This window comes from Hyphomonas sp. (genome assembly GCF_041398385.1).
Classification (GTDB): Bacteria; Pseudomonadota; Alphaproteobacteria; order Caulobacterales; family Hyphomonadaceae; genus Hyphomonas.
Window position 1 is genome coordinate 435957 of the sequence record NZ_JAWKUW010000001.1, and the last position, 15817, is coordinate 451773.

Below are 15817 nucleotides of genomic sequence, written 5' to 3' on the forward strand. Positions count from 1 at the left end.
ATTATCAAGGGGAAGTTCGTCGCACGCGGCGCATCCTTCGACTTCGCTCAGGATGAGCCGCTAATTGAATCAGCTCTCGTCCGCGATCTTCTCGTGCAGCCAGGCGGCGTGGCGGGGGGCCTTCTTCGTGGCGGTCCATTCCTCGATCATTGGTTCGGCGACGGATTTCAGCTGCGCATACTGTTCCGGCGTGCCGATGTCGGCGGCGAGTTCGATGCGGTGGCCGTTGGGGTCGAAGAAATAGATCGACTTGAAGATGCCGTGATGCGTCGGGCCGAGGACTTCGAGCCCCATGCCTTCCAGGTGTTCCTTTGTCGCCATCAGTTCTTCGAGAGAGCCGACGCGGAAAGCGATATGCTGCACCCATTGCGGTGTGTTCCGGTCGCGGTCCATGTCCGGCTGGGTCGGCAATTCGAAGAAGGCCAGCACATTGCCATTCCCGGCGTCGAGGAAGATGTGCATGTACGGATCATGCTCGCCGGTGGAGGGCACATTGTCCTCCGCGATGGCGAGCTGGAAATCCATGCCGAGCGCTTTTTGATAGAACTCGACCGTTTCTTTCGCATCCTTGCAGCGATAGGCGACGTGGTGGACGCCTTTCAGCGGGGCTGGGGCTGTCATGGTGGCCTCCCTATTGTTTGTCTGCATTGCGCTGGCGGCGCCAGGCATTGAACCAGCTGCCCAGGCCGAGGCCGAGCGTGACGCCCGGAATGGCCGGCGCGGAGATCATGCCGAACTGCCAGAGCGCGACGCCCAGCAGCGTGCCGATCCCGGCGCCGAACAGGCCCTCGACGTAGGGCGGGTATTGTTTCTTCTCGGGTTCGCTCATGCGTCTTCTTTCACACCAATGACACCGCGCTCAACCTGGTCGCGTTCGATGGATTCGAACAGGGCCTTGAAATTACCCTCGCCGAAGCCTTCCTTGTAGTCACCCTTGCGCTGGATGAATTCGAAGAAGACCGGGCCGATCTGCGGCTGGGCGAAGATCTGGAGCAAGAGGCGCGGATCGCCGCCTTCGGTCGTGCCGTCGAGCAGGATGCCGCGCGCCTGTAGTGCGTCCACCGGCTCGCCATGGCCCGGCAAGCGGCCTTCCAGCATCTCGTAGTAAGTGGCGGGCGGCGCCGTCATGAAGGGCACGCCCTTTTCCTTCAGCTTGTCCCAGCAGGCGACAAGGTCGTCGCAGATGAGGGCGATGTGCTGGATGCCCTCGCCGTTGAACTCGCGCAGGAATTCCTCGATCTGGCCGCCGCCGCTCTTGCCTTCTTCGTTGAGGGGAATGCGGATCTTGCCGTCAGGGGCGGTGAGCGCCTTGGAGGTGAGGCCGGTATATTCGCCCTTGATGTCGAAATAGCGGATTTCCTGGAAGTTGAAGAGCTTTTCGTAGAAGTCAGCCCAGTACTTCATGCGGCCGCCATAGACGTTGTGAGTGAGGTGGTCGATCAGCGTGAAACCGGCACCGACGGGGTGCTTGTCGACGCCCGGCAGGTAGTCGAAGTCGATGTCATAGATGTCGAGATCGTCGCCATAGCGGTCGATCAGGTAGATGATCGAATTGCCGATGCCGCGGATGCCGGGGATGTGGAGTTCCATCGGGCCGGTCTGGACATGCACGGGCTCTGCGCCCTGCTCCAGCAGATGCCTGTAGGCCTTGCGGGCGTCGCGCACGCGGAAGCCCATGCCGCAGGCAGACGGGCCATGCTCGCGCGAGAAATACCAGGCCGCCGATTTCGGCTCGTAATTGGTGATCAGATTGATGCCGCCCTGGCGCCAGAGTTCGACGTCCTTCGAACGGTGGCGCGCGACCTTGGTAAAGCCCATGGTTTCGAAGACCGGCTCCAGAACGCCCTTTTCCGGTGCGGAAAACTCAATGAATTCAAATCCATCGAGCCCTGCGGGGTTGTCAAACAGGTCGGCCATGGGTTCTCTCCAGTGTTAGCGGTGGACTAAATTAGTTTCATATGTAACTAATTGATCGGCCGATGACAAGTGATAATGGATCGCCCATGCCTGACACGCCTTCCCGCCCGCCGCTGCGCCTGCGCGAGTTCCTGCCATACCGGCTGTCCGTGTTGTCGAACACGATCTCGCGGCGGATCGCGGAGATCTATGACCGCGAGTTTGGCCTGACGATCTGGCAGTGGCGCGCCATGGCCGTCACGGGCGACACGCCGGGCATCAGCGCGACCGAGATCGGCCAGCGCACGGCGATGGACAAGGTGGCGGTGAGCCGCGCGGTCGCCGGCCTGATCGAACTCGGATACCTCGAACGCAAGGCATCTGAAGACGATGGCCGCCGGTCGAAGCTCTACCTGACCCGCACCGGCCAGTCCGTGTACGAGGAGATCGTGCCGATGGCGATGTCGGAGGAAAAGCTGCTGACCGATGTGCTGAGCGCGTCGGAGCGCGCCGAACTGGAGCGCCTGATGGAGAAGCTGGCCGGCGCTGCCTCGCCCGAGCGCCCGCTCTGGTAAGGCGCCCTAGCCCAGCGGCCAGAATTTCGGGATCACCCAGATCGCCACGGCGAACATGACGAGGTTGAGCGGCACCCCGATCTTCAGGAAGTCGGAAAACCTGTAGCCGCCCGCGGTGTAGACCAGCGTATTGGTCTGGTAGCCGATGGGCGTTGCGAAGCTCGCGCTGGCGGCGAACATGATGGCGACAACGAAAGGCCGGGCATCGACCCCCAGCGACTGCGCGATGCCGATGGCGATGGGCGTCAGCAGGATGGCCGTCGCCGTGTTGGAGATCATTTCCGTCAGGACCATGGCAACGAAATAGATGACGGCGAGCGTGGCGAGCGGCCCGAGGCCTTCGGTCAGGCGGGATAGCTGGACCACGAACAGTCCGGCCGCACCGGTCGCCTCCATCGCCTGGCCGAGGACCAGCATGCCGAAGATCAGCATGAGGACATCCCAGCGGATCGCGCGGTAGGCCTCCTGATGGTCGATGCAGCCCAACGCGACGACAAGCGCCGCCATGGTCAGGGCAAGTGGCGCAATCGGGAAGATCCCCAGTGCCGCCAGCAGCACGACGATCAGGATGGCCCCGATCGCGATGACCGCCTTGTCCCGCCGGAACGCGCGGTCGGTCGCGCCGGTGAGATTGTTGAGCATGCCGTCATCGAACATGGCCCGCATGCCGCGCGGCGGGCCTTCGAGCAGAACTGTATCGCCGATTTCAAAGCGCACATCGTCCATCTGGCGGGTGACGTTCTCGCCGCGCCGGTGGATGGCGAGGACGTAGACGCTGTAGAGGCGCGCAAGGCCAAGACCGGCGAGGCGGCGGCCGACGAGCCGCGACTGGGGACCGATCACGCCTTCCATGATGACCGTCTCGCTGGTCTGGATCGGTTCGAAGGCGGGCTTGCGGTCGGCCGAGGCGCCGACGGCGATATGCCCCTCGTCACGCAGGGTCAGCATTTCGGCGACCGGTGTGCGCAGCACGACGCGGTCACCGGCCTGCAGGATGATGTCTTTCAGGTTTGCCCGCAGGGATACGCCGTCGCGGAAGACGTCGATGACGGAAAATCCCTTGGACGCGCCGAAGCCGGTTTCGGCGAGCGTCTTGCCGACCAGGACCGAGCCCATGGGAATGAGGATCTGGGCCAGGAACCGGCGCTGACTGGCATCGGGCAGGAGGCTGGACAGCGACTCCCGCACCGGCAGCAGGAACGGTCCGATGAGCGCCATGTAGAGCGCGCCCGCAAGTGCCATGATCGCACCGGCTGCGGTAATCTCGAACATGCCGAATGGCGCAAGCCCCGCCTCCTGCGCCACACCGTCGACCACAATATTGGTGGAGGTGCCGATCAGAGTGGTCGTGCCGCCGAGGATTGCCGCGAAGGACAAGGGAATAAGGAGTTTGGAGGGCGGTATGCCAAGGGTGTGCGACAGGTGAACCATCACCGGAATGAGAATGACGACCACCGGCGTGTTGTTGACGAACGCCGAGAGGACAATCACGCCCAGCATCATGCAGAGGACCGTGACGAAGGGCGGCGCGCCTTTCGCGAGCCGTGAGACGAGCGTGCCGCCTGCTGCAATGACGCCCGTGCGCTCGAGCGCTGCCGAAAGGACGAACATGGCCCCGATGGTGATGGGCGCCGGATTCGAGAAGACGGCAAACACCTCGCGGACGTTCAGGATCTGCAGCGCCATCACCGCGCCCATGGCCAGCAGGGCGACGATGTCCGGCGGGATGCGTTCCCGGATAAAACCGAAGAACACGATCGCCGTGAGGACGATCACGGCACCGATCTGGAAGGGCTGAGAGGAAAAAAACGCTACCAGGCCGGCCAGCATAGGGCCTCAAACTCCGAAGGAACGATGTTTCTTAGCGCAGTTCGGAATGGCCGGGAATTGAGGACGCCTGAAAGGCGTGTTGAGCGCCTCAGGCCCGCCTGCGGGGTGCGCTCAGCGTCCGGGCGACGTGCGTGTCTTCTTCCAGCGTGAACCGCTCTACGAGGCGCGCGATATAGGCCGACAGGACATCCCGCACTTCATAGGGCGCTTCCATCGGAAGGAAGTGCGAGACGCCCCGCACGCCCCTCATGATGAGGCCCTGATTCAGCAGGATGATCTGGGCCCGCACTTTCGGCGAGATGACCGAGGATCCGTTCGGCCGGAGGATGGTGATCGGGATCTTGTGCTTGCGCACTTTCTTCATCGCCGCCCAGGGAGTGTTGCGCTGGGCGCGGAAGGTCGCCGCTTCCCATTTCGGCGCGCAAAGAAGCCGCCAGGTCTGGTCCGGACTGTCGGCGGAGTTGTGGTCTGCCCGGTCGATCCCGTCGAGCAGGTAGTCGGCGAGGAAGGGTTCGCGCCAGGACTGGAACGCGCCACGGCCGCTATAGGATTCCAGCGCTTCGCGGAACGAGCCGAAATCGGCCCGGCGCTTGCGCGCGTTTTTCGCCAGCGGGCTGCGGTGCACGAGCCAGGAGGCCGGCGGGAAGACGTGCTTCCAGAAATACATGGTGCGCGAGAGGATCACCGGATCGGCCAGCACCAGACCCTTCACCAGGTCCGGACGCTTGCCGGCAACCAGAAGCGCAACCGTGCCGCCCATGGAATGGCCGCCAAGCACCACGCCATGCGGAGCCTCTTTCTCCAGCCACTCGATGACGTCGTCGCGGTAGCGGTTCCAGGTTTTCATCTTGCCGGGCTTTGCCGGCATCGTGGACCGGCCATGTCCACGCATGTCGAGCGCCGCGACGCGCTGGCGCAGGCCAAGCGGGGCAAGCATCGACTGGTACGTCATGGCATTGAAGCCGGTCGCATGCAGCCAGACGGCAGCGAACGGTTTGATGGGATCGCCGAATTCGATCCCGGCGAGCTGGCCGCCCGCCTTCATGTCCACGGCAAAACGGCGCATCAGACAGGCGTCCCGAACACCCGGCGGAGCAGGTCCGTCGTCCTGGCGAGCGGATTCTCGCGGATCTTCTTTTCTTCCTCGGCGACATAAAGAAAAATGCCGTCGAGGCCGAGATCGACCGCATAGGTGGTCAGATCGGACTGCAGGTTGGAGGTGACGCCGCCGACGCCATACTGGCTGGCGACGCTTTCCATGGACGTGAATGCACCGGACTTTGCCAGCGCGTCTTTCACATAAGGCGTGAAGGCGGTGCGCAGCTGGGTCTCCGTCTTGGCACGGAGGAAATCGGTCGCTGCCGTGTCGCCGCCCTTCAGGATGTTCAGTGCATCCTCGATGGTCATCTGGCGGATGGCGCCAAGGATCAGTTGCTTGCCTTGCGGCACCGCGGCCTCCGCCGCGCGGTTCATCCGCAGCTCAAGATCATCGAGCGGGCCGCTGGCGCCGATCTTCGAGAGGTTCGTCTGGATGTTGCGGTAGGTCCTGGGCAGCGGGATGTGGACTTTCGGGTCGGCGAAATAGCCATCGGTGCGGCCGAGCTGGCCGGCCACGAGATTCGTGCCGACGGTCAGCGCTTCGCGCAGGCCGGCGTCGATCTCGGCATTGGTGAGCGCGCCCTGAGTCGTGGTGGCGCCGAGAACCTCTCCCAGAACGCGGCCAAATTCCGCATTGGTGCCGGTGTCGGCACATCCCGGCGTCAGCAGCGCCAGCGCCAGGGCCCCAAGCATGGCTCGTCTCATCACCCTCTACCTTTATGCAGGAGGCAGCAGGCCGCGCCTCGTTTACCAAGCCTACCCGACGCGCTGCCGGAATAGAAGGCACCGCGTCACGTGCATTGCAGCGAAATCCACTCTTACGAACTTGTCACGAAAAACGATAAGAATCCGGTTGACCACGCTTGTAGTCATGAATTAGACCACATCTGTAGTCTTAAGGGGAGTGTTATCATGAAGATCTCCGCCGCTGAACTCGATGTGATGAGCGTCCTGTGGAAGACGCCCGGCCTCGCGGCCGCGGATGTCCATGAAGCGCTCGGCGATGAGAAGCACTGGACCAGCCGCACGGTGAAAACCCTGCTGGCGCGGCTCGTTGAAAAGGGCGCCCTCAGCACTGAGGAAGATGGCCGCCGGTACCTCTACTTCCCGATGATCACCGAGGATTCCTACAAGTCGAAGGCCGCGCGCCAGTTCGTCGACCGGGTCTTCTCCGGACGCGCCGCGCCGCTGGTCGCGCATCTGGCCGACAGCCGGGGCCTGACGCCTGAGGACATTGCAGAACTCGAACGCCTGCTGGGGGAGCTGAAGAAATGACGGGGGGATTCTTTTTCCACGATGCGAACTCCGTCCTTCAGACGCTGATCGCCGTTTCATTGTTGCTGGCCCTGGTGCTGGTCAGCCGCAAAGCGGTGGCGCGGCATTTCGGGGCAGGCGTGGCCTATGCCCTGTGGGCGATCCCGGTGGCGCGGCTGTTCCTGCCGCCGCTGACCGTGCCGGTTTCGGTCATGTCGTTCCTGCGCTGGCCATCTGCAAACACACCGACACCTCAGGACACACTGCCCCTCAGTCCTGAAGTTCACGCGGGCGAGGCGGGGAACCTCGCTTTTGTCGTGGCTCCGCCAGCCCCTGCGGCGCTGCCTCCGGCAACCCTTTCCGGGGTGGTGTCAGAACAGGCCGGCACCCCTGAGCTGTCCTGGGACATGGTGAGCGAACTGGCTGTGCCAGCCTTGTTCATCGTGTGGGCTGGCGGGGCGATCTTCTGCTTCGGCCTCAGCCTGTGGCGCCATTACGGCTTCATGCAGACGGTGAAGCGCGAGGCCGTGTCGGTCTCGCCGCGGCTGAACATGATTGCCGGCGCGGTCGGCGCGCAGGTCGGCCTGAAGCGCCTGCCGGTGATCGCGTCGAGCCTCATCTCGTCCGGTCCTCTGGTGACGGGCCTGTTGCGCCCGGTCGTGCTGCTGCCGGCCTGGTTCGAGAATGATTATGACGAAACGCAACAGCGCGCTGCCCTGGCCCACGAACTGGCGCATGTCCGCCGGGGCGATCTCTGGGCCCTGCAGATTGCTGAAATCTGCGTCGCCCTGCTCTGGTTCAATCCGCTTGCCTATGCCGCCCGGCGGGCATTCCGGACCGACCAGGAAGCGGCCTGCGATGCCGATGTCATTCGCTCGGGCGCGGCCTCGCCGCACGCCTATGGCGCCACGCTGATCAAGGCCGTCCGGTCCGCCTCGCAGGAACGCCTGCCGGCCGCCGCAGGCCTGCCCCTGACACATGCTCTGAAAGAAAGGTTGAGCCGTATGACCCACCCGACCCCGTCCCGTTCGAGACGCCTGATCGGCGCGTCCGCCGCCGTGCTGCTCGGCGCCGGCGCCCTGGCCTGCACCTCCTCAGTGACCGCCAATGCCGGCGAACCGGAACAAGACCTCACGGTCACCGGCCTGACCGTCGAAGACGGCGGCATCTATATCGATGGCGAGAAGGTCAAGGACCGTCAGATCGTCATTCTCGGCGAACCGTTCGGCGACTATGAATTGTCCGACGCCGAACAGGCCGAGATCGATCACCTCTCCGCCCTGATGGCCGAAGAGGGCGCGAAGATTGGCGATCTGGCCGCACAGATGTCGCTGGAAGCCGTCGCTTTCGCCCTGACCCCGGAAGACGAAGCGGAGCTGCAGTCGATCATGCTGGAGATCAAGGATCTGCCGGTTATCGACAGCGACGGCATACGCATGGCCTTCGACTTCTACTCGGACATGTCCGACGAGGAACGCGAAGCGCTGGAAGCCGAATGGGAAGCCCGCGGGGAAGAGTGGGCCGACTCCTTCGATGAACGCATGGAAGCCTGGGGTGAGGAATTCGGCGCCCGGATGGAAGCCTGGGGCGAACGTATCGAAGCCCGCGCCGCAGCGCACGAAGCAGAGCTCGAGCCCCGGATCGAAATGCTGAGCGCGGAAGCCGAAGCCAAGATGGAAGAACATGCCGCAAGGCTGGAAGCCATCATCGAGAGCCGCTTCGGCGAAGACTTTGAAACAACCATCGAGCTGAAGACCGACGCCCTCGACGAGATGGTCGACGAGTGCAAGGACGCAAATCTCGCTGACGGCGAAACCCGTATCATCTCGCGCAACCTGGAAGCCGGGAAAGACATGAAAATCGTCTGCGTCAAAGGAGACAAGGATACGCTGCGCTCATCGAAAGTCATGACGATCGTGACGACCAGCTCCAGCCTGACCCCGGAAGAAAAGGATTCGTTCCGCGACCAGGTCGGCGACGACAGCGAACTCGAAGGTTCGGACAACTGACTCCGCGGCCGGCGGGACAGGTTCCCACCGGATTGCAAGGCCCCGGCGCTCGCTCTGCGCCGGGGCATTTTTTATGGCTGACGCACAGGCTTTGCAGGCCGGGCCGCGCGCACTAGTGTGCGGACGAACCCAAGGAGTGGTCCTGTCATGAAAGTGCGCCTCGCCGCCCTCGCCGTCTGCCTCGTTCCGCTGGCGGCCTGCGCCACAATGGAACCGGAACCCTGCACCGCCGAATGGATCGACTACAAGACCGACAAGGTGCTGAAGAAATTTGCCGGGGAAAATCGCGGGCTGATCAACGATCTGAAGCGGCTTGCGCGCGAGGATGGCGGCATCAATCCGGTCACGGCGATGAGCCTGATGGGCAAGACAGACAAGCTGCGCAGGTTCGCCTATTCCTTCAACGACATCGTCCTGCCCGAACTGCAGGCGGCGATGGATCAGTGCGGCCAGCGCCCCGAATTCGTGCCGGCCTTTACCGAATTCCTGAGGAAGGAAGGCGTCAATGACGAGGCGCTGGAATGGGTGGGCCCCGTCATCGGCCTGATGCAGGACATGCGCAACGGCGAATTCGACGACGCGACGGACGACTAGGATTTCATCATGCGTACCCTGATCGTCGTTCCGGCGCGCTATGCGTCCCAGCGCCTGCCGGGCAAGCCGCTTGTCGAGATTGCGGGCCGGAGCATGGTGTCGCGCGTGGCAGCGATGGCGGCGCGCGCGGCCACGGCACTGGGCAACGCGGAAAGCGTCGTCGCAACGGACGACACGCGGATCGAAACCCATTGCCGAGACCTCGGCATTCCGGTCGTGATGACCGACCCGGCCCTGCCGTCCGGCACCGACCGGGCGCTCGCGGCCGCAGATGCGCTCGGCGCCGCGCCGGATGTTGTCGTCAACCTTCAGGGCGACTCGCCCTTCACGCCGCCCGATCATGTGATTGCCGTCGCCAAAGCCGCGCGCGACTCCGGTGCGGACGCCGCCACGCCATACGTGCGCCTCAGCTGGGCCGCGCTGGACGAGTTCCGCCTGCACAAGAAGGAAACCCCGTTTTCGGGAACGACGCTGGTACACGACCGCGACGGGCGGGCGCTGTGGTTTTCGAAGAACCTTATTCCCGCGATGCGCAAGGAAGCTGCGCTGCGGGCAAAGGGCGGAGTGTCGCCGGTCTGCCGTCATATCGGGCTCTATGCCTATCGCCTCGATGCGCTGCGCCGGTATGTGAGCCTGCCGGAGGGCGACTATGAACAGCTGGAAGGTCTTGAGCAGCTGCGCCTGCTGGAAAACGGCATGAGCATCCAGTGCGTGGAGGTCACGCCGGACCGGATCGCCATACCCGGCATCGACACGGCGGAAGACGTCGCGCTGGCCGAGCGCCTCGTGGCCGAGCTCGGCGACCCGCTGGACGCCTGACCCTCATGGCACGGATCATTGTCTGCCGGCACGGAAATACGTTCGACAAGGGCGATACCGTCACCCGTGTCGGCGGCCGCACCGACCTGCCCCTGTCGATATCCGGCAAGGCGCAGGCGACGGCGCTGGCCGCACATTTTGCCGGAACGCCGTTTACGGCGGCCTATTGCTCCGCCTTGCAGCGCACGCGCGAGACGGCCCAGGCGATCCTAGACGCCTGTAACGGCAGTCCGGACCTGGAAGAATTGCCCTTCCTGAGAGAAGTCGACTACGGACCCGATGAGAACCAGCCAGAGGAGGAGGTCGTCGCCCGGCTGGGCGAAGCGGCGATCCGGGCCTGGGATGAAGACGGGAAAGTGCCGGACGGCTGGAAGGTCGACGTTGCAGGCATCCGCGATGGCTGGCGCAGGCTGATCACGAGGGCCTCCAATATGCCGGAAGACGCCATCATTCTGGTCGTGACCAGCAATGGCGTGGCCCGTTTCCTGCCGGGCGTCGTGAAGGACAAGCCCGCCGATCTTGACCGCAAGCTGAAAACCGGGGCCTGGGGCGAAGTGATCGTGGACGGAGGACAGAGCCGGATCGTCAGCTGGAACCAGCGCCCGGCCTGACGGTCAGGCGACTTCGCGGTCGATGGCAACGCTGTCCGGCCCTTCGATCGGCAGCGTGAAGGAAACGGTCGTGCCCTCGCCCTCGATCGAGGACAGGATCATCCGGCCACCGTGCATTTCCGCGAAGGATTTGGTCAGCGCGAGGTCGAGGCCGGTGCCTTCGTAATTGCGGTCGCGCGTGCCTGACACCTGCTCGAATGGCTTGGCAAGGCGCGGCAGGTCTTCGGCCGGGATACCGATGCCGGTATCGGTGACCGAGACGAGGATTTCCGGGCCGCGCTGCTGCACCGCGACCGTGATCGTGCCGCCGGCGTCGGTGAACTTGATGGCGTTCGAAATGAGATTCAGAACCATCTGGCGGATCGCGCGATGGTCGGCGTCGATCTCCGGCAGGCCCGGCTGGGTATCGAGGACCAGGTCGACATTCTTGTCGGCCGCCTTGCTGCGGATCATGCGCACGGCCGCATCCACCGGCTCGACCGGATCGATCGGCTGCGGATTGATCGTCATTTTGCCGGCTTCAATCTTCGCCATGTCGAGAATGTCGTTGATCATGTCGAGCAGGTGCTGGCCAGATGTCAGGATGTCCTGCGCATAGCCCTTGTAGCGATTGTCACCGAGGGGCCCGTAGAGTTCGTGCGCCAGGATTTCCGAGAAGCCGTTGATGGCATTGAGCGGCGTGCGCAGCTCATGGCTCATATTGGCAAGGAAGGCAGACTTGGAATTGGCGGCGTGTTCCGCCTTTGCTTTTTCTTCCGAGTACTTCCGGGCAAGTTCGCCCGCACGGCCTTCTGAGCGCTCAAGGTCCAGCACGGCCTTGCGCATGCGTTCCTTCTGGCGCTTCAGTTCTTCTTCGTTGAGGACGTTCTCGGTGACATCGATGCCAACCGTGATGAGGCCGCCATCCGGTGTGGGGCGTTCGACCAGCTTCAGCCAGCGGCCGTTCTGAAGGCAGACGAGCAGCGTCTGCGAGTCTTCCGAGGACTGACGTTCGGACCGGATCGCGCCTGCGCGGGCGATGGCCACGGTCTGGTGCGACATGCCCGGACGCAGGGTGTCCGTGAGGCGGAAATCGGTGGCAAAAGCGCGGTTCCAGTAGAGAAGCCGCTTGCGATTGTCCCACAGGGAGAACGGGCCGTTGAAGCCTTCGATGGCATTGCGCAGGCGCCGCTCGGCCGCTTTCACGCGGTCTTCTGCCTGCCTGCGTTCGGTAATGTCGAGCGCGATGCCGCCGAACACCGAGCCCGCATCCGTATCGGTCTGCGCCCCGCGCAGTTCGATCCAGCGATGCGGGGACTCGGCGGTAGCAAAGCTCACCTGGATCCAGCCGATGCTGCGGGATTTCAGAAAGGCGTCGCGCACACGGGCATGATGTTCCGGGTGAACCAGAGGCAGGAGTTCATCCACGCGCACCTTGCCGAGGTCACGTCGTCCGAACAGTTCGCCGGTCGCCTCGCTGAGGAAGATGGCGTCCATATTGTCCGTCCATTCCCAGTAACCGGCGCGCGCGCCCCGCATCACGGTCGTCATGATACGGTCGGCGGTTTCGTCGCGCACGGCCTCGACAATCGTCTCTGTCTTCGTGCGCAAAAGCCGGTTCATGAGGCCGATGATAGCCAGCATCGGCGCCAGCAACAGAAGCGCGAAGATCGACAGGCTGATGAGGTCGTCGATGGTCAGGAGGTCGGCACGCACCGCCGTGCAGACGGCAAGCGCGCCACCGGAAATCCTGGTGCAGGCCGCAGCCGACCGTTCAAGGCCGGAGCCGCGCGCGAAATGCGCGGAGCGTGGCGGCGAAAGACCACCGGCGGGCCGCACATTCGGATCACCGGCGAGCACCTTGCGGCCCTCATGGATGAGCGAGACCTGATGGGCGCCCGCCGATGCCGGGAGCCAGGTGCCCGCAGGCGCAAGTGCGACCATGGTCCGCTTGCCAACCCTCGACACGAGAACAATGTCGCCGAAATCGGTGAGGCCGGCCCGCTGTTCGGCGGTGAACAGCGCTTCCGCAACTTCGGCGGCAGATTTGAGGCGGCTGCCCTCAGGCGCGAGGGCCGCGTCGTTCAGCGACACGACAACATCGACGCCTGGCGTATTCGCGGCAACGGAGGAACCGGACGCGCTGCCTTCGGCAACCAGCCTGATGGCTGTCTCGACCATTTCAGCCCGGCCTTCGATCCGGCCGGCCAGCGCGAAAGATTCAGCCTGCAACGAATTCAGCAGATCCGCATCCGCGCGCTGGTGCTCGTCCCAGGCCTTGAGACCGAGCGCGATGGCCAGGAGGGCGATGACGGCGGCAATCGTCCATTTCAGGCGCGCCGATTCGGCCGCTGACACATCGCCAACAGCCTGTTCTGGCTGGGAAAATCGGTCTTTCTTGGCCAATGGCTTACCCCGATTGCGCAGGGCGGATCGCAAGCGCGCACACTCTGTTCTCGGCTGGAATCCTTGCCCGTTCGTTAACGAAACAGACAGATTCGTTAACGATACCTGGACTCAGCCCAGCGCGCGGGCAACGATATCGGCCGAGTTTGGAGAGAGGTCCGCCGCCTGGAGACGCTTCAGCGTCGCTTCGGCTGCCGCTTTCGCCTTCGGCTCCAGCACGCGCCATTGCTCGAATGCGGTCAACAGCCGGGCGCCGAGGGCCGGGTTGGCCTTGTCCGCCGACAGGACGATCGTTTCGACCGCGCGATAGCCCGATCCGTCCGGCGCGTGAAAAGCTGCCAGATTCTGCATCGCAAAGGTGGCGACGACAGAGCGGACACGGTTCGGATTGAGCAGGTCGAATGCCGGATGAGCGGCGAGCTTGGCCACGGTCTCCGCTGTCCCGGTCGATGCCTGGACGGCGAACCATTTGTCCATGACGAGCGGATTGGACTTCCACTCCACTTCGAACTTGGCGAGCGGTGCCGTTGCGGCCCCGCCCCCCTGAACACAGAGGGCGCGGAGCGCGGCGATCTGTTCGGTCATGTTGGTCGCCTCACTATAGAGACGCTCAAGCATCGCCGGAGCGGAAGGCTCCTTCGCAACGCCCAGAAGGACGATCAATGCCGTGCGCAGGGCACGGACCCCCGCCTGTTCCGCACCCGGATCGTAAGGCGTTGGCGTCGGCTTGCCGAGCGTTTCGGCGATGAAGGGGCCAAGCCGTGCGGCCAGAGCCGTCTGCAGCTTGCGGCGGGCTGCGTTGAGTGCCACAGCATCGGCTGGCTGGCGCTCGAGGAAGAGCTCCCCGACATCCGGAAGGCGCGTCAGCAAGGCCGCGTAGGCCGGATCGCCGGCGGCCTGCTCCACCGCCCCGCCGAGCGCATCGACCAGCGCGCTGTCAGGTTCGGCCTGGCTGCCCTCGGACAAGGCGAGGATTTCCTCTTTGACGAGTGACTGAACGCCATCCCACTTGTTGAACGGATCCGTCTCTGCACGGACCAGCGCAAGGCGCTGATCTCGCGTCAGGTCGCGCTTCAGGCGGACGGGCGCGGAGAAATCGCGGTTGACCGAGACGAGCGGACGCCCGGTGCCTTCTGGCAATTCCATGGTCAGGGTGACGTCTTCGTCTTCGAGCAGCGTCATCCATTCCGCGAGATTGCCTTCGCCATCGACCAGCGCCATTTGCAGCGGAATGGGAACCGCTTTCTTGTCTGGCTGTCCCGGTGTCGGCGCCGTTTTCTGCGACAGGGTAATCTCGATTTCGTTCGTATCGGGATTCCATGTTTCGGCGACCGTCACCTCAGGCGTGCCGGCCTGAGCGTACCAGCGGCGGAAGGCAGCGAAATCCTCTCCGGTCACATCTTCAAAGCACTTATAGAAGTCTTCGATCGTCACCGCTTCGCCGTCATGACGCTCGAAATAGAGATCCATACCCTTGCGATACTGTTCTTCGCCGATCATCCTGCGGAGCATGCCGATGATCTCCGCGCCCTTCTCATACACGGTCGCGGTGTAGAGATTGTCGATCGAGGCATAGGTGTCCGGACGCACGGAGTGTGCGAGCGGGCCGGCATCTTCCGCAAACTGACGGGCCCGGAGGCGGATCACGTCCTTGATGCGCTGCACCGGGCGCGAGCGCATGTCGGCGGAGAAGTTCTGGTCGCGGAAGACCGTCAGGCCTTCCTTCAGGCAGAGCTGGAACCAGTCGCGGCAGGTGATGCGGTTGCCGGTCCAGTTATGGAAGTATTCGTGGGCGACGATGCTTTCGATGGCTTCAAAGTCCGCATCGGTGGCCGTTGCCTCGTCCGCCAGCACATAGGCGGAGTTGAAGACGTTGAGGCCTTTGTTTTCCATGGCGCCGAAATTGAAGTCGCGCACGGCCACGATGTTGAACACGCCAAGGTCATAGGCGCGACCGTAAACTTCCTCATCCCATTTCATCGAGCGCTTGAGGCTGTCCATGGCCCAGGCGGCGCGCTCGGCGTCGCCCTTGTCGACATGAATGGCGAGCGCGATTTCGTCACCATTCATCGTGGTGAAGCGGTCGCGATAGACGTCGTAATCGCCGGCACAGAGCGCGAAGAGATAGGACGGCTTCTTGTGCGGGTCGTCCCAGGTGGCGAAGTGACGCCCACCCTTCTCGTCTCCGCTTTCACCGGGCGTCCCGTTGGAGAGGAGGATCGGATACTTCTTCTTGTCTGCCGACATGCGGACATGGAAGGCGCTCATCACGTCCGGACGGTCCGGATAATAGGTGATGCGGCGGAAGCCGACGGCTTCGCACTGGGTACAGAAGCGGCCGCCGGACATGTAAAGGCCGGAGAGAGCCGTGTTCTTCGCCGGAGCGATTTCAACTTCCGTGGTCAGGGTGAAGGCATCCGGCACTGACGGGATCACCAGGCGCTCCTCCTCCACCGTATAGGCGGACGGATCGAGCGGCGCCCCGTCAATTGCGATCTTCATCAGTTTCAGGCCCTGGCCATCGAGCGTCAGCCCCGCATCCGCAGCGCCGGAGCGGCGGATCGCCAGCGTCGCCTTTACCCGCGTCGCGTCGGGATCGAGGTCGAACTCAAGGTTCACCTGGTCAATCTGGAATGGGAACGGCGCATAGTCGGACAAATGGACGGCGACGGGAGCTTCGGTGCGCATGGGAACTCCGGAGGGAAAGAAAACGGTGGGTCTGAGATAGGACAAGCCGTGCCGCACG

The 15817-nt window shown here is 63.7% G+C and carries 14 protein-coding genes; 6 read left to right on the forward strand and 8 right to left on the reverse strand.

The genetic code is table 11. From position 1 onward, the window contains the following. Positions 1 to 69 precede the first annotated feature (69 nt). Genes R3C13_RS02105 through hppD form a run of 3 tightly spaced genes read right to left on the reverse strand, consistent with a single transcriptional unit; the run spans position 70 to position 1917 of the window. Positions 70 to 621 (reverse strand): VOC family protein, encoded by a 552-nt coding sequence (locus R3C13_RS02105; protein ID WP_371309139.1) that lies wholly within the window; start codon positions 619 to 621, stop codon positions 70 to 72. A gap of 10 nt (positions 622 to 631) precedes the next feature. After that, positions 632 to 829: a hypothetical protein gene (locus R3C13_RS02110; RefSeq protein WP_371309140.1), complete on the reverse strand. Its 198-nt coding sequence runs from the start codon at positions 827 to 829 to the stop codon at positions 632 to 634. Further along, on the reverse strand, positions 826 to 1917 hold the full coding sequence (gene hppD, locus R3C13_RS02115; RefSeq protein WP_371309141.1) for a 4-hydroxyphenylpyruvate dioxygenase: 1092 nt from the start codon (positions 1915 to 1917) through the stop codon (positions 826 to 828). The genes R3C13_RS02110 and hppD overlap by 4 nt, the downstream gene beginning before the upstream one ends. Positions 1918 to 2003: 86 nt before the next feature. On the opposite strand from hppD, the gene R3C13_RS02120 reads away from it, so the two are divergent. Continuing rightward, positions 2004 to 2471 (forward strand): MarR family winged helix-turn-helix transcriptional regulator, encoded by a 468-nt coding sequence (locus tag R3C13_RS02120; protein ID WP_371309142.1) that lies wholly within the window; start codon positions 2004 to 2006, stop codon positions 2469 to 2471. A gap of 6 nt (positions 2472 to 2477) precedes the next feature. Here the strand turns inward: R3C13_RS02120 and R3C13_RS02125 are convergent, their stop codons facing one another. From R3C13_RS02125 to R3C13_RS02135, 3 genes are all read right to left on the reverse strand, one after another. Continuing rightward, on the reverse strand, positions 2478 to 4301 hold the full coding sequence (locus tag R3C13_RS02125) for an SLC13 family permease (protein ID WP_371309143.1): 1824 nt from the start codon (positions 4299 to 4301) through the stop codon (positions 2478 to 2480). A gap of 88 nt (positions 4302 to 4389) precedes the next feature. Continuing rightward, entirely contained in the window at positions 4390 to 5367 is a 978-nt protein-coding gene (locus R3C13_RS02130; RefSeq protein ID WP_371309144.1) for an alpha/beta fold hydrolase, read from the reverse strand. Then, a complete protein-coding gene (locus tag R3C13_RS02135; protein ID WP_371309145.1) occupies positions 5367 to 6092 on the reverse strand; it encodes a DUF4197 domain-containing protein in 726 nt (241 codons plus the stop codon). The genes R3C13_RS02130 and R3C13_RS02135 overlap by 1 nt, the downstream gene beginning before the upstream one ends. 219 nt (positions 6093 to 6311) lie before the next feature. Here R3C13_RS02135 and R3C13_RS02140 point away from each other — a divergent pair, with 219 nt between their 5' ends. From R3C13_RS02140 to R3C13_RS02160, 5 genes are all read left to right on the forward strand, one after another. Beyond that, on the forward strand, positions 6312 to 6674 hold the full coding sequence (locus R3C13_RS02140; protein ID WP_371309146.1) for a BlaI/MecI/CopY family transcriptional regulator: 363 nt from the start codon (positions 6312 to 6314) through the stop codon (positions 6672 to 6674). Further along, a complete protein-coding gene (locus R3C13_RS02145; RefSeq protein ID WP_371309147.1) occupies positions 6671 to 8662 on the forward strand; it encodes a M56 family metallopeptidase in 1992 nt (663 codons plus the stop codon). The genes R3C13_RS02140 and R3C13_RS02145 overlap by 4 nt, the downstream gene beginning before the upstream one ends. Before the next feature lie 147 nt (positions 8663 to 8809). Then, on the forward strand, positions 8810 to 9256 hold the full coding sequence (locus R3C13_RS02150; protein ID WP_371309148.1) for a hypothetical protein: 447 nt from the start codon (positions 8810 to 8812) through the stop codon (positions 9254 to 9256). A 9-nt stretch (positions 9257 to 9265) separates the two neighbouring features. Next, positions 9266 to 10075: a 3-deoxy-manno-octulosonate cytidylyltransferase gene (locus R3C13_RS02155; protein ID WP_371309149.1), complete on the forward strand. Its 810-nt coding sequence runs from the start codon at positions 9266 to 9268 to the stop codon at positions 10073 to 10075. 5 nt (positions 10076 to 10080) lie between these two features. Beyond that, on the forward strand, positions 10081 to 10686 hold the full coding sequence (locus R3C13_RS02160) for a histidine phosphatase family protein (protein ID WP_371309150.1): 606 nt from the start codon (positions 10081 to 10083) through the stop codon (positions 10684 to 10686). A 3-nt stretch (positions 10687 to 10689) separates the two neighbouring features. Here R3C13_RS02160 and R3C13_RS02165 read toward each other — a convergent pair whose 3' ends face one another. Continuing rightward, positions 10690 to 13071, reverse strand: a complete 2382-nt coding sequence (locus R3C13_RS02165) for a PAS domain-containing sensor histidine kinase (RefSeq protein ID WP_371309151.1) — start codon at positions 13069 to 13071, stop codon at positions 10690 to 10692. Positions 13072 to 13182: 111 nt separating this feature from the next. Continuing rightward, positions 13183 to 15759 (reverse strand): aminopeptidase N, encoded by a 2577-nt coding sequence (gene pepN / locus R3C13_RS02170; protein ID WP_371309152.1) that lies wholly within the window; start codon positions 15757 to 15759, stop codon positions 13183 to 13185. Positions 15760 to 15817: the final 58 nt, after the last annotated feature.